This window comes from Stenotrophomonas sp. (assembly GCF_059505245.1).
In genome coordinates, this window is record NZ_JCACKF010000045.1 from 246,489 (window position 1) to 260,828 (window position 14,340).

General features: G+C 68.1%; 13 protein-coding genes. 6 read left to right on the plus strand and 7 right to left on the minus strand.

Annotated elements, in window-relative coordinates:
• The gene (gene mnmE / locus AC5JLE_RS18705) at positions 1–1,350 is read left to right on the plus strand and encodes a tRNA uridine-5-carboxymethylaminomethyl(34) synthesis GTPase MnmE (RefSeq protein ID WP_496065538.1); all 1,350 of its coding nucleotides are present in this window, start codon (positions 1–3) and stop codon (positions 1,348–1,350) included.
• A gap of 147 nt (positions 1,351–1,497) precedes the next feature.
• A complete protein-coding gene (locus AC5JLE_RS18710) occupies positions 1,498–2,604 on the plus strand; it encodes a glycerophosphodiester phosphodiesterase (RefSeq protein WP_496065539.1) in 1,107 nt (368 codons plus the stop codon).
• Between the two features lie 153 nt (positions 2,605–2,757).
• Here the strand turns inward: AC5JLE_RS18710 and AC5JLE_RS18715 are convergent, their stop codons facing one another.
• On the minus strand, positions 2,758–3,528 hold the full coding sequence (locus AC5JLE_RS18715) for a rhomboid family intramembrane serine protease (protein WP_032958447.1): 771 nt from the start codon (positions 3,526–3,528) through the stop codon (positions 2,758–2,760).
• 106 nt (positions 3,529–3,634) lie between these two features.
• Positions 3,635–4,597 carry a TerC family protein gene (locus tag AC5JLE_RS18720; protein ID WP_014648950.1) on the minus strand — a complete coding sequence of 321 codons (963 nt, stop codon included), beginning with the start codon at positions 4,595–4,597 and terminating at the stop codon, positions 3,635–3,637.
• A gap of 301 nt (positions 4,598–4,898) precedes the next feature.
• Here AC5JLE_RS18720 and AC5JLE_RS18725 point away from each other — a divergent pair, with 301 nt between their 5' ends.
• Together AC5JLE_RS18725 and AC5JLE_RS18730 are read left to right on the plus strand one after the other, a co-directional pair.
• Positions 4,899–6,068: a class I SAM-dependent rRNA methyltransferase gene (locus AC5JLE_RS18725; protein ID WP_014648949.1), complete on the plus strand. Its 1,170-nt coding sequence runs from the start codon at positions 4,899–4,901 to the stop codon at positions 6,066–6,068.
• A gap of 135 nt (positions 6,069–6,203) precedes the next feature.
• Positions 6,204–7,445: a dipeptidase gene (locus tag AC5JLE_RS18730; RefSeq protein ID WP_046433393.1), complete on the plus strand. Its 1,242-nt coding sequence runs from the start codon at positions 6,204–6,206 to the stop codon at positions 7,443–7,445.
• Between the two features lie 92 nt (positions 7,446–7,537).
• Here the strand turns inward: AC5JLE_RS18730 and AC5JLE_RS18735 are convergent, their stop codons facing one another.
• A complete protein-coding gene (locus AC5JLE_RS18735) occupies positions 7,538–8,965 on the minus strand; it encodes an amino acid permease (RefSeq protein ID WP_014648947.1) in 1,428 nt (475 codons plus the stop codon).
• A 175-nt stretch (positions 8,966–9,140) separates the two neighbouring features.
• The gene (locus AC5JLE_RS18740; RefSeq protein ID WP_032958443.1) at positions 9,141–10,136 is read right to left on the minus strand and encodes an aldo/keto reductase; all 996 of its coding nucleotides are present in this window, start codon (positions 10,134–10,136) and stop codon (positions 9,141–9,143) included.
• Positions 10,137–10,257: 121 nt separating this feature from the next.
• On the opposite strand from AC5JLE_RS18740, the gene AC5JLE_RS18745 reads away from it, so the two are divergent.
• Complete coding sequence (locus AC5JLE_RS18745; protein ID WP_496065540.1) at positions 10,258–11,160, plus strand: LysR family transcriptional regulator; 903 nt, start codon at positions 10,258–10,260, stop codon at positions 11,158–11,160.
• Between the two features lie 23 nt (positions 11,161–11,183).
• Here the strand turns inward: AC5JLE_RS18745 and AC5JLE_RS18750 are convergent, their stop codons facing one another.
• From AC5JLE_RS18750 to AC5JLE_RS18760, 3 genes are read right to left on the minus strand one after another with little or no spacing between them, the layout of a single operon-like run.
• Positions 11,184–11,618: a hypothetical protein gene (locus AC5JLE_RS18750; RefSeq protein ID WP_032958439.1), complete on the minus strand. Its 435-nt coding sequence runs from the start codon at positions 11,616–11,618 to the stop codon at positions 11,184–11,186.
• Positions 11,615–12,244 (minus strand): leucine efflux protein LeuE, encoded by a 630-nt coding sequence (gene leuE, locus AC5JLE_RS18755; RefSeq protein WP_005411716.1) that lies wholly within the window; start codon positions 12,242–12,244, stop codon positions 11,615–11,617. Before leuE ends, AC5JLE_RS18750 begins: the two co-directional genes overlap by 4 nt.
• Before the next feature lie 15 nt (positions 12,245–12,259).
• Positions 12,260–13,231, minus strand: a complete 972-nt coding sequence (locus AC5JLE_RS18760; RefSeq protein WP_032958436.1) for a LysR family transcriptional regulator — start codon at positions 13,229–13,231, stop codon at positions 12,260–12,262.
• Positions 13,232–13,322: 91 nt separating this feature from the next.
• On the opposite strand from AC5JLE_RS18760, the gene AC5JLE_RS18765 reads away from it, so the two are divergent.
• Complete coding sequence (locus AC5JLE_RS18765) at positions 13,323–14,330, plus strand: zinc-binding alcohol dehydrogenase family protein (RefSeq protein WP_014648942.1); 1,008 nt, start codon at positions 13,323–13,325, stop codon at positions 14,328–14,330.
• Positions 14,331–14,340: the final 10 nt, after the last annotated feature.

Sequence of the window (14,340 nt, forward strand, 5' to 3'; positions counted from 1 at the left end):
ATGAACGACGCGATCCGCACCGACACCATCGTGGCCATCGCCAGCGCCCCCGGCGCCGGCGGTGTCGGCCTGTTGCGCCTGTCCGGTCCGCGCGCTGCGGCGATTGCCAATGCGCTGGGGGCACCTGCACTGCGCCCGCGCCACGCGCACTACGCGCGCCTGCGTGATGCCGACGGCGAGGTCATCGACGATGGCATCGTGCTGTGGTTCCCGGCACCGAACAGTTTCACCGGCGAAGAGGTGGTGGAACTGCAGGGCCATGGCAGCCCGGTGCTGCTGCAGCAGCTGGTCGCGCGCTGCATCGCGCTCGGTGCGCGGCAGGCGCGGCCGGGTGAGTTCAGCGAACGGGCGTTCCTCAACGGCAAGCTGGACCTGGCCCAGGCCGAGGCCATCGCCGACCTGATCGCCGCGGGCGACAACCGTGCCGCACGCGCGGCGCGTCGTTCACTGGATGGCGTGTTCTCGCGCCGCATCGATGCGGTGGTCGAGCAGCTGGTGCTGCTGCGCATCCACGTGGAAGCGGCCATCGACTTCGCCGACGAACCGCTGGATACCCTCGGTGGCGCGCAGGTGCGGCGTGGGCTGGAACAGGCGCGCAGCGATCTGGCCATTCTGGGCCGCGATGCCGAACGCGGCCGTCGCCTGCGCGATGGCCTGCACGCGGTGCTGATCGGTCCGCCGAATGCGGGCAAGAGTTCACTGCTCAACGCACTGGCCGGCAGCGAACGCGCCATCGTCACCGACATCGCCGGCACCACCCGCGACACCCTGCGCGAAACCATCCGCCTGGACGGGCTGGAGCTGACCCTGGTCGACACCGCCGGCCTGCGCGACGGCGGCGACGCCATCGAACGCGAAGGCATGCGCCGCGCCCACGTGGAAATCGAGCGCACCGACCTGGCGCTGATCGTGCTGGATGCGCGCGATCCGGCGGCCGGTGAAGCGGCGCTGGGCGAGGCCGTGGCGGCGGTACCGCACAAGCTCTACATCCACAACAAGTCGGATCTGCTGGCGGCGCTGCCGTCGCTGGATGATCCGGATCGGGTGTTCGTTTCGGCCGCCACCGGCGCCGGGCTCGACGATCTGCATGCGCGCCTGCGTTCGATAGCTTCGGCCGGTGCCGGTGAGCAGGTGGACGGCGAGTTCTCCGCGCGTACGCGCCACGTGGATGCGATTGAACGCGCGCAGGAACATGCGCAGCGCGCCGATGGCGAGCTGGCCCACGAGCACCTGGAGCTGGCCGCCGAGGAACTGCGGCTGGCCCACGATGCGCTGGGTGAGATCACCGGGCAGATGAGTGCCGATGATCTGCTGGGGAGGATCTTCTCCAGTTTCTGCATCGGCAAGTAACACGGGGTCAGATCCCCAAAGGGGCTCTGACCCTGCACGGTTCCGCCACGGGGTCGGAGCCCCTGCGGGGATCCGACCCCAGGTCCCCCACCTGTCACATTGCCGCCGCATACTGACGCCCATCACATACCGCTTGGGGAAGTCGCAGTGAAGTCGTGGGGTTGTGCGTTGCTGTTGTCGCTGGCCGTGGCACCATCGGTGGCCATGAGTGCTGAATCCTCCACCCCGGCCGTTCCCAAGGTGTCGGTCTACGGCCATCGCGGGGCAAGCGCACTGCTGCCCGAGCACACCCTGGCCTCGTATGCGCAGGCCATCGCCGATGGCGCCGACTACATCGAACCGGACCTGGTGATGACCCGGGACGGGGTGATGGTGGCCCGTCACGAGAACGAGATCGGCGGCACCACCGACGTCGCCTCGCATCCGGAGTTCGCCAACCGCCGTACCCGCAAGGTGATCGATGGGCAGCAGGTCGAGGGCTGGTTCACCGAGGACTTCACCCTGGCCGAGCTGAAGACCCTGTACGCCCGTGAGCGCCTGCCGGAGCTGCGCAGCACCGCCTACGACGGCCAGTTCCGCATCGCCAGCCTGGAGGAGATCCTGGCCTTCCTGGTGCAGCAGGCCGGGCGCGCCAACCGTGGCATCGGCCTCGTGCCGGAGATCAAGCACCCGACCTATTTCCAGTCCATCGGCCTGCCGATGGAAGACAAGCTGCTGGCCGCGCTGCGTGGCAACGCGTACACCAATGTCGGCCCGGTCACGATCCAGTCGTTCGAGACCGCCAACCTGCGCTACCTGCATGGCAAGATCGGCCGGGGCAGCAACATCCGCCTGCTGCAGCTGCTGTGGAAGGGCGATACCCAGCCGGCCGACATCGCCAAGGCCGGCGGCACGCTGACCTACGCACAGATGATGACCCCGGCCGGGCTGAAGGACATCGCCGGCTACGCCGATGGCATCGGCCCCGAGCTGCGTTCGATCATTCCGCTGGATGCGAAGGGTGCGCTGGGCACGCCGACCGCGCTGGTACGTGATGCGCATGCGGCCGGCCTGATGGTGATTCCGTACACTTTCCGCCCGGAGAACCATTTCCAGCCCAGCAACCTGCGCAAGGGCGCCGACAACGCGCGCAACGTCGAAGGCTCGATCGCCGAGATGCGCGCCTACCTGGCGACCGGCATCGATGCCTTCTTCACCGATGATCCGGCGCTGGGCCGGCAGGCGGTGGATGGGATGGGCACAGCGGGGAACTGAGCGATCAACGCGCCGGGCATGGCCCGGCGCTACCCGGGGGCCGGTGTGCTCTGGTAGGTGCCAACCTTGGTTGGCACGCAACAACCGCGCCGACCAAGGTCGGCCACTACCGGTTCATGAGGTTGCCGGCCAGTGGCCGGCACGACCGTCACCTCAACCGCGCGGCTCGTCCGGGCGGCGGAACGGGATCACCACGTAGTCCTGGCCCTCGCGCGGCTGCCACAACACCGGTACGCGCTGCGGAGACGGCGGCTCCAGCTCGTCGTCGGCCAGCGGCTCTGCCTCGTCTTCTTCGTCTTCCCAGCTGTAGCGCTGGCGCGGCGGCAGCGGATCGGCGTTGCGGAACAGCAGCGCGGCGATGATGCCGGCGAAGGCGCCGCCCATGTGCGACTGCCAGGACACGCCATCGGCATGCGGCAGGATCGTCATCAGCATGCCGCCATAGAACAGCATGCCGATCAGGCCGGTGGCGATTGCCGCACGGTCGCGGCGTAGCAGGCCGAGGCTGGCCAGCAGGAACATCAGGCCGTGGGTCACGCCACTGGCACCCAGGTGCACGCTGCCCGGATTGCCCAGCATCCACGCGCCGAGGCCCGAACCCAGCCACAGCAGGGGCAGGGCGCGCACGGTGGCTTTGGGATACACACTGCCGGCCAGGGTGCCGAGGATCAGGATGGCGATGCTGTTGGCGGCGATGTGCTCGACCGAGGCATGCAGCATCGGGCCGCCGATCAGGCCGAGCAGGCCCTTGGCTTCCAGTGGCGCAACCGCCCACGGTCGCCAGTCGAACGTGCCCTGCAGGGCGAACACGGCCACCAGCACCAGCACGGCCGCCAGGCTGACATTGAACGCCCGCAGGATGCGCGAGCGGTCATTGCGGGGGGCCGGCACGTCGCCGGCGGGCAGGGGCGTGTTGTTGTCCATACCTCAGCAATGGCGGTGGCTGGCGCGAAACCAAGGCCACTGTTGCGGGAGAGTGGGTGCGGCCGGCGGGACAATCCCGCCGGCCGCGTCTTCCCACCGCTCAGGCTCAGGCGTGGCCCGAGCCTTCCTTCGGCGGGTACTTCAGGCTCAGCACCACGGTGGCGGCGATGATCACCGCGACCACGCCCAGCGACACCGGGGTCGGGATCTTGAACAGGTCGATGATCATCATCTTGATGCCGATGAAGGCCAACACCAGCGCCAGGCCGTACGGCAGCAGGTGGAAGCGGTCGGCCATGCCGGCCAGCAGGAAGAACATCGCACGCAGGCCCAGCACCGCGAACACGTTGGAGGTGAGCACGATGAACGGGTCGGTGGTGATCGCGAAGATCGCCGGGATGCTGTCCACGGCGAAGATCACGTCGGTGACCGCGATCAGGATCAGCACCGCGAACAGCGGGGTGAACCAGCGCACGCCATCGCGCTTCACGCTCAGCGCATTGCCGGCGTAGTCCGGCAGCAGGCGCAGGTGCTTGCGCATCCAGCGCAGGGCGGGGTTGGTTTCCAGATCCGGTTCCTGGCCGGCGGCGAACCACATCTTCCAGCCGGTGAACAGCAGGAAGGCACCGAACACGTAGAGCAGCCAATGGAACTGGCTGATCAGCACGCTGCCGGCGAAGATCATGATCGTACGCAGCACGATCGCACCCAGGATGCCGATGATCAGCACCTTCTGGCGCTGCTCCTCCGGTACTGCGAAGTAGCTCATGATCATCAGGAACACAAAGATGTTGTCGACCGCCAGCGCCTTCTCGACCAGGTAGCCGGTCAGGAATTCGAGGCCGACCTTGTTGGCCACCACCTGGCCGGCGGTCTCATTCAGGTAGTACCAGAGGCCGGCGTTGAACAGCAGGGCCAGCGCGACCCAGCCGATCGACCACCACAGGGCTTCCTTGAAGGTGACCTTGTGCGGTCCACCATGGCGCATCAACACGAGGTCGACCAGCAGGGCGATGACCACCACCGCTGCGAAGCCGCCCCACAACCACACGTTACCGATCGTCTGCATTGGGAATGTCCGTTGGAAAGATGAATGCCAGGCCGGACGGCGAGGATCTGCAACGGAGGATCGGGAGGGGGATCCAGGGACAGAGCTTCGCCAGTACGGCGAAGGTCTCGCTCGCAGTTCCAGTCGGCTGGAACTGCCGTTGCACCGGAGCCTGCGGGCTCGAAATGACGGCGACAACGTCTGGGAGCTACTCCCCTTCTGGCGCCGATTCTGCCGTCTGGCTGGGCCGCCGTCAAATGGGGGACGAGGGGTCGGATCCCCGTAGGGGCTCTGACCCCGGCGCCCGGTTTACAATGGGTGGATGAATACCCCCCTTCCGATTGTCCGCCTCAAGAATGCGTGGCGCTCCAGCCACCCGTGGATCTTCCAGAAACTGGTCGAGAAGCCGACCGTCCGGCCCAAGCCCGGTTCCATCGTCGACGTGGTCGGCATTGATGGCGAGTTCGTTGGCCGCGGGTTCTACAACGGGCATTCGCGCATTGCCGTGCGCATCCTTGAGACCGACCAGAACGTGCCGGTGGATGCCGGCTGGTTCTCGCGCAAGATTGCCCAGGCGGTGTCGCTGCGCCGTGAGGTGCTCAAGCTCGACGCGGTCTCCGACGCCTGGCGCGTGGTGCACAGCGAAGGCGACGGCCTGTCCGGCCTGGTGGTGGATCGCTACGGCGACCTGGTGGTGGTCGAATTCTTCGCCGCCGGCATGTTCCGCCACCGCGAGTGGATCTACGACGCCCTGCGCGAGCAGTTCCCGGGTTGCCGCTTCCACAGCTTCGCCGATGAGCACGTGCAGAAACAGGAAAGCTTCGATTTCCACGGCAATACCACCACCGAAGCGTCGGTGATCACCGAGTACGGCATCAAGTTCCGCGCCGACCCGGCCGGTGCGCACAAGACCGGCTTCTTCGCCGACCAGCGCGAGAACCGCGAGTGGCTGAGCCAGCAGGTGGAAGGCAAGCGCGTGCTGGACCTGTGCTGCAACACCGGCGGTTTTGCGGTGTACGCGGCGGCGCGAGGCGCCTCGGAAGTGGTCGGCATCGACATCGATGAAGACGTCATCCAGATCGCCAAGGGCAATTCGCGCCTGAACAACGTGCGCCCGAAGTTCGTCCAGTCCGACATCTTCCCGTGGCTGCGTGATGCGGCCAATCGTGGCGAGCAGTACGACGTGGTGATCCTGGACCCGGCGAAGATGACCCGCGACCGCGACCAGGTCATCACTGCGCTGAAGAAGTATCTGGACATGAACAAGCTGGCGCTGGGCGTGGTCAAGCCGGGCGGCCTGTTCGCCACGTTCTCCTGCACCGGCCTGGTGGCCGAGGACCAGTTCCTCGACATGCTGCGCCGCGCGGCGTATTTCTCCGGCCGCACGATCCAGATCCTGAAGGTGGCCGGCGCCGGTCCGGACCACCCGTTCATGGCCCACGTGCAGGAATCGCGTTACCTGAAGGCCGTGTTCTGCCGCGTGGTGGACTGACCGCGTCACTGCCGATCTCTGTAGAGCCGAGCCCACGCTCGGCTGATCTGTCTGGCAGCCGAGCATGGGCTCGGCTCTACAAAAAGGCCGGGTGCAGCGCTATGGTCGGGCTCTTCCCATTGCCGGTGAGAGCCCATGCCATCGTTGCGCCACCTGTCCGTCGTGCTCGCCGTGGCGCTGTGCGCGCCGCTGTCGGCTCATGCCATCGAGTTCAGCGCCGAGGAACTGGCCCGTGCCAAGGCGCTGCAGCAGCGCCTGGTCACGCTCGACAGCCATCTGGATACGCCGGCAAATTTCGGCCGGACCGGCTTCGACATCGAGCAGCGCCACGACCGCAACGCGCTTTCGCAGGTGGACTACCCGCGCATGGTCGAAGGTGCGCTCGATGGCGGTTTCTGGGCGATCTACACCGACCAGGGCGATCGCAGCGCAGCGGCCCACCTGGCCGAGCGTGACCACGGCCTGCAGCGACTGCTGGAAATCCGCGAGATGCTGGCGGCCAATCCCGCGCGCTTCGCGCTGGCACTGACCGCCGATGATGCGGCGCGGATCAAGGCCGCCGGCAAGCGCGTGGTCTACATCAGCATGGAAAATGCCAGCCCGCTGGTGGAAGACCCGAGCCTGCTCTCGTTCTACCACCGCGCCGGCCTGCGGCTGCTCAGCACCGTGCACTTCGCCAACAACGAGTTCGCCGATTCGGCCACCGATCCCAAGGGCGCGGAGTGGAAGGGCCTGAGCCCGGCCGGCAAGGAGCTGGTGCGGCAGGCAGTGAAGCTGGGCATCGTGATCGACCAGTCGCATGCCTCGGACGCGGTGTTCGACGACCTGCTGGCGATGATGCCGGTGCCCTTCGTGCTGTCGCACAGCTCGGCCAAGGCGGTCTACGACCACCCGCGCAATCTTGATGACGCGCGGCTGCGCAAGCTGGCCAAGGCCGGCGGCGTGATCCAGGTGAACGCCTATGGCGGCTACCTGATCGACACGGCGAAGACACCCGAGCGCACGCAGGCCGAAGAAGCGCTGAGCAGGCAGCTGGGCGGCTGGGAAGGGATGGGCATCGAGCAGGGCGTGGCCCTGCTGAAAGCCGAACAGGCACTGGACCATGAACACCCCGTGCGGCATGCCAGCCTGGACGACTTCTTCGCCCACTTCGAGCACATCCTCAAGGTGGTCGGCCCCGAGCACGTGGGTATCGGCCTGGACTGGGATGGCGGCGGCGGCCTGAGTGACCTGCCCGATGTCAGCCAGCTGCCGAAGATCACCGCCTGGCTGCTGCGCAAGGGCTATACCGAGCAGCAGATTGCCGGCATCTGGGGCGGCAACCTGCTGCGGGTGATGCGCCAGGCGCAGGATTACGCCGCAAAGCAGGGCGGTTGACCGCCCTGTGGTAGTGCCGGCCGCTGGCCGGCATTGCCCGTATCAACAGGATGAGAGGTGCCGGCCAGCGGCCGGCACTACCGGTGATCCGGTTATTTCGCGATCAGCGCGTGGCGACGGCTGTACAGGAAGTACAGCACCAGGCCGGCCACGTTCCACAACAGGAAGTACAGCTGGGTGGTGTGCGGCAGGCTGATGAACAGGTAGATGCAACCCAGTGCGGCCAGCGGGCCAACCACGAAGGCCAGCGGCGTGCGGAACGTGCGCGCGCGGTCCGGCTCGCGCAGGCGCAGCACCACCAGGCAGACGCCCACTGCAGTGAACGCGGCCAGGGTACCGGCATTGGCCAGCGCGGCGATCTCGTCCAGGCGGGCCACGCCGGCCAGCGCCGACACCACCACCGCAGTGAACAGCGTGGTCGCTACCGGCGTGCCGGTACGCGCGTTGACCTTGGACAGGCCACGCGGCAGCAGGCCGTCGCGGCTCATCACGAAGAAGATGCGGCTCTGGCCGTACAGGAAGGCCAGCAGCACGGTCGGCAGCGCGATGATCGCAATCACGCCGATCACCATCGCCGCCGTCGGATGGCCCAGCTGGCGCATGATCAGCGCCAGCGGCTCGGCGCTGTGCCCGAACACGGCGTAGCTCATCGCACCCACTGCGGCCAGCGCCACCAGCACGTAGACGATGGTGCAGCCGATCATCGAACCGATGATGCCGATCGACAGGTCACGGCCCGGGTTCTTGGTCTCCTCCGCAGCAGTGGAGATCGCATCGAAGCCGTAGAAGGCGAAGAAGATGATCGCCGCTGCCGCCATCACGCCGTGCTCGACGCCATCGGGGCCCATCGACTTGGCAAAGCCATACGGCATGAACGGCTGCAGGTTGGCGCTGTCGAACGCAGGCAGGGCCACGGCCACGAAGATCGCCAGCGCGATCAGCTTGAACACCACCAGGATGGCATTGAGCGTGGCGCTTTCCTTGGTCCCGGCCATCAGCATGCCGGCCACCAGCCAGGTGATGATGATCGCCGGCAGGTTGATCATGCCGCCTTCCACGTGCGGGCCGGCTGCCAGCCAGGCCGGCAGGTGCACGTTCCAGCCGAACTGGGTGTGGACCCATTCGAGGAAGCCGACGAAGTAGCCGGACCAGCCCACCGCCACCGTACTCACCACCAGCGAGTACTCCAGGATCAGGCTCCAGCCCACCACCCAGGCGAACACCTCGCCCAGCGCACTGTAGCTGTAGGTGTAGGCGCTGCCGGCGGCCGGCATCATCGTCGACAGCTCGGCATAGGACAGCGCCGCACAGGCGCAGACCGCACCGGCGATGGCGAAGGAGATCAGCACGGCCGGGCCGGCCAGATTGGCACCGACGCCGATCAGCGTGTAGATGCCGGTGCCGACGATGGCACCGATGCCCAGCGCGATCAGGTGCGGCCAGCTGAGCGTCGGGATCAGGCGCCTGCCGGCTTCGTGGACGGTGACGGAATCTAGGGACTTGCGCCGGAACAGGGACATGCAGGCCTCGGAAGGGGTGACTAAGAACGACAAGTTCCCGAGTGTGACCGAACGCAGCGCAGCATTACCACTGACGGGGGTCATGCATGGCGGGGCACGCGCTGCGCCCCGGCCAGGCTGCCGGAATCGGCATAATCCGGCGGCAGCCACCGGTGTACGTTCGTCCCGGCCCCCGCTAGGACTCGATGTTGGCCATGCCGCTGTCCGAATAGCGTTCGCCGGCCGCGGCATGCAGCGGGAAGGCCGCATCCAATGCGTCCAGCGTGGCCGCATCCAGTTCCACCTGCAGTGCAGCGAGGTTCTCGTCCAGCCGTGCCCGCCGCGTCGTGCCCGGGATCGGCACGATGTGCCCGCCGCGCGACAGCACCCAGGCCAGCGCCAGCTGCGAGGCAGCGATGCCGCGCTCGGCGGCCAGCGCCTGCACGGTGTCCACCAATGCCAGGTTGCGCTGGAAGTTTTCGCCTTCGAAGCGGGGCGAGGTGCGCCGGTAATCGTCGGCGTCGAAGTCGTCCGGGCTGCGGATGGCGCCGGTCAGGAAGCCACGGCCCAGCGGCGAATACGGCACGAAGCCGATGCCCAGCTCCGCCGTGGTGACCAGCACTCCGTTCTGCTCCGGCTCGCGCGACCACAGCGAGTACTCGCTCTGCACCGCCGTGATCGGGTGCACCGCATGGGCGCGGCGGAGGGTGGCCGCCGAGGCCTCGGACAGGCCCAGCCAGCGCACCTTGCCCTGTTCCACCAGGCGTGCCATCGCACCCACGGTGTCCTCGATCGGCACGGTCGGGTCGACGCGGTGCTGGTAGTACAGGTCGATGTGGTCCACGCCCAGGCGGCGCAGGCTGGCCTCGCAGGCGGCCTGCACATAGTCCGGGTGGCCGTTGATCTGCCGCGCCTTCGGGTCAGCCGGGTCCAGGCCGATGCCGAACTTGCTGGCCAGGAACACCTGGTTGCGGCGGCCGGCAATCGCGCGACCGACCAGCACCTCGTTGGTGTGCGGGCCATACACATCGGCGGTGTCGAGCAGGGTCACGCCACGGTCCAGCGCGTGCCGGATGACGGCAATGCCGTCATCGTCACTGCCGCGGCCGCCGTAGTACGCGCTCATGCCCATGCACCCCAGGCCGAGGGCGGACACGGTGGGGCCGGCGGGGCCGAGAGTACGGGTCTTCATGTGGATCTCCTTGGGGAAGGCGCCACGTCTGGATGGGCAGTGGCGAGGGGCACAGCATCCTCCACGCCATCATGTGGATAAACTGCGTGTCACCGGACTTACCTTGAAGGCTGCCTTCACAATGGATACCTCCGTCCCGCTCACTGCTGTGGTCGCTTTCGTCCACGTGGCCGAGCACGCCAGCTTTACCCGCGCCGCCGATGCCCTGGGTGTGTCGACCTCGGCGCTGTCGCAGAGCGTGCGCGCGCTGGAAGCGCGGATGGGCGTGCGGCTGCTGCAGCGGACCACGCGGCGGGTCAACCTGACCGAGCACGGCGCGCGTTTCCTGCAGCGCGTGCGCGGCGGCCTGGACCAGATCGACCAGGCATTTGCCGAACTGGACAGCGCGCGCTCGGTGCCTGCCGGGCGGCTGCGCGTGACCCTGCCGCGCATCGTCGCCGATCGCATGGTGCTGCCGCGGCTGCCCGACTTCCTTGCGCGTTACCCGCAGGTGCAGGTGGAACTGTGCGTCGACCCCGCGCTGACCGATCTGGTGGCCGAGGGCTTCGACGCCGGCATCCGCCTGGGCGAATCACTCGCACAGGGCATGATCGCGGTGCCGGTCGGGCCACCCGAGCGGCAGGTGGTGGTAGCCACGCCGGCCTATTTCGAACGCCATGGCGTGCCGCAGACCCCGCATGACCTGCAGGGCCACGCCTGCATCGTGCACCGGTTGGCCAACGGCCGGCTGATGCCCTGGGAGTTCAGCCGCGACGGCCACGACCTGGACGTGCAAGTGAGCGGGCGGCTGGTGTTCAACGATGCCGGCGTCGCCCATGGTGCCGTGCTGGCGGGTCTGGGAATGGCCCAGGGCTTCGCCTCGTTGATGGCCGACGACATCAACGCTGGGCGACTGCAGAGCGTGCTGCAGGACTGGCAGCCGCCATTCCCCGGCTTCCACCTGTACTACCCCGCGCGTGAGCAGATGGCGCCCAAGCTGCGGGTGTTCATCGACCACCTGCGCGCGGAGATGCACGACCGGTAGATGCCAACCTTGGTTGGCATGCTTCAATCGACCACGCGCGCCGCTACGCCTCCCGGCCAATGGCAGCCATCCTCCTGCCACGCCTCGCCGTCATCGTGGAAGGTGGTGCGACGGCCATCACGGGCGCGTTCGTAGCTCAGATCCAGTACCAGCGCGCCCTGCGTGCTCAGCAGGTAGCGGCCGTTGAGGCGCCCGTCGATGCGCTCTTCCCACACGCTGTCGAACTGGTACGGGCGGTCTTCGTCCAGCGCCGTCGTTTCCTGCGACACCCGTTGCAGCTGCAGGCGGCCGCGCTGCCCGGCGTACTGCACGTCGGCGCTTCCATCGTCCAGCCAGCGCCACAGCAGGTGGATGCCGTCGTTGCGACCGCCCGTCAGGCAGCGATGGTCCTGCACGCTGGCCGCTGCGGTGTCGGCCAGAAGCCCGATGAGCACCAGCACCAGCACGCGCCGGATCATCCGTTCAACCCCAACCGGATGCCGAACCCCACCAGGAACAGGCCGGCCACGCGGCGCAGCGCATCGCTGATCCGCGGGTGCTGGATCAACCGGCGGCGGGCCAGGTTGCCCACGCCGATCAGCATCGAGCAGTAGGCGATGCTGACCACCAGGATGATGCCGGCCAGCGCGGCGAAGGTGGCGATGCCCTGGTGCGCCTTCGGATCGATGAACAACGGCAGGAAGGCCATGTAGAACAGGATCGCCTTCGGGTTGAGCAGGCTGACCAGGATCGCCTGCTGGAAGTAGCGGCCGGGTTGCATGCGGATCGGGCCGGCGTCGCCGCCCTCGTGCTTGGGCGTGCGCAGCAGGCTGATGCCGACCCACACCAGGTAGGCCGCGCCGAGGTACTGCACGGCGTGGAATACCAGAGGATTGGCCTTGAGCAGCGCCGCCACGCCGGCCAGCGCCAGCCACATCAGGATCTGGTCGCCGACCAGCAGGCCGGCCAGTGCGGTGTAGCCGCCGCGCACGCCGCCACGGCCGGTGGCAGTCAGCAGCGTGAAGGTACCGGGACCGGGCAGGGCGAGAAACACCAGCACGGCGACCAGAAACGTCCACAGGTCCTGGATGCCCATCCACGGCATGGCGGTGCTCTTCTGTTACGGGGGGCCGCCATTGTCGGCCAGCGCTGCGGCGGGCGACAGGGGGCCGGTGGGGCCAACCGGCATCCCGGACAGCAGCGGTTGCAGGTGCTGGCGCAGCTGCGCGTGCAGCTGCCGCACGGCGGGTGAGAACTGCTTGCGATGCGGGCACACCAGCTGCAGCGGGATGCTGCTGCCAACGCCGTCCAGCAGCACCTGCAGGCGCCCGGCCTGCACATCCTCGCGCAGGTCCAGCCAGGACTTGTAGGTGATGCCTTCGCCGGCCACGGCCCAGCGCCGCACCACGTCGGCGTCGTCGCAGACCAGCGGGCCGCGTACCGGAACCACGCTGCGGCGCCCGTCCACCTCGAACGACCAGCGATCGTAGGCGCGGCCATTGAGTTGATAGACCAGGCAGTCGTGCTCGCGCAGATCCTCCAGGCGCGTGGGCGGGCCACGCCGCTGCAGGTAGCCGGGTGAGGCGGCCAGCACGCGCCGGTTGCCTTCCAGCAGGGGCAGGGCTACGTAGTTGGCGTCATCGAAGTGGCCGATGCGGATGGCCACGTCGACCGGTTCGCGGAACACGTCGGCGACCTCGTCGGACAGGCGCAGGTGCAGGCGCAGCCGCGGGTGCGCGGCGCGGAACGCGCTCAGCCAGGGCAGCAGCAGGTTGCGGCCGAAGTCCGACGGCGCCGACAGCTGCAGCGTGCCGTGCAGCTCGGTGTCCTCGCCCTGCACGCGGGCCTGGCCTTCGCGCAGGGTGGCCAGCACCTCCTGCGCATACGGCAGGTAGAGCGCGCCCTCGCCGGTCAGGCGCAGGCTGCGGGTCGTGCGCACGAACAGGCGCAGGTCCAGCTCGCGCTCCAGCCGTGCCACCGCCGCAGCGACCTGCCCCGGCAGCAGGTCGGCCTCGCGGGCGGCCTGCGAGAAGCTGCCCAGCGCGGCAGTGCGGACGAACAGCTGCAGATCGTCGAAGCGGATCATCTTCATCGCCAGAGTGAAAGTGCTGCCCGATTCTGCGCCTTTCCGAGGGAGCGCGCGCGGCGCAACCTGTCGCCTCCTTCCCCACTGGACCGCTGCCATGCGCGCCATTGCCTATACCCACGCCGGCCTGCCGATCGATGATGCCCGGGCCCTGATCGACATCGAACTGGAGCTGCCGCAGCCCGGCCCCCGCGACCTGCGCGTGGCGGTACGCGCGGTGGCGGTGAACCCGGTCGACACCAAGGTCCGCCGCGGCGTGGCCACCGATGGCCCGCGCGTACTGGGCTGGGATGCGGTCGGCATCGTCGACGCGGTGGGCAGCGAGGTGACCCTGTTCCAGCCCGGCGACGCGGTCTACTACGCCGGCGTCATCGACCGCCCGGGCAGCAATGCCGAGTACCAGCTGGTGGACGAGCGCAGCGTCGGGCGCAAGCCGGCCAGCCTCGATGATGCCGCCGCCGCGGCGCTGCCATTGACTGCAATCACCGCCTGGGAGCTGCTGTTCGACCGCCTGCGCATCCCCGAGGGTGGTGGCGAGGGCCAGACCCTGCTGGTGATCGGTGCTGCCGGTGGTGTCGGTTCGATCCTGGTGCAGCTGGCGCGGAAGCTGACCAGGCTGACCGTGATCGGCACCGCCTCGCGTCCGGATACCCAGGACTGGGCATACGCAATGGGCGCGCACCACGTGATCGACCACCGCCTGCCGCTGGCCGAGGGACTGGCGCGGCTCGGCATCAGCGAAGTGCAGCATGTGGCCAGCCTGACCCACTCCGACCAGTACTACGCGCAGATCGTGGAACTGCTGGCGCCGCAGGGCCAGCTGGGGCTGATCGATGATCCTGGCCAGGTGGACGTGATGGCGCTCAAGCGCAAGGCGTTGTCACTGCACTGGGAGTCGATGTTCACCCGGCCGCTGTACCGCACCGCCGACATGCAGCGCCAGCACGACCTGCTGAACCGTGTGGCCGAGCTGATCGACACGGGCGTGCTGCAGACCACGCTGGGCGAGCACTTCGGGCGCATCGACGCGGCCAACCTGCGGCGCGCCCACGCGCTGCTGGAGAGCCACCGCGCCAAGGGCAAGATCGTGCTGGAAGGCTGGTAAGGCCGGGTCG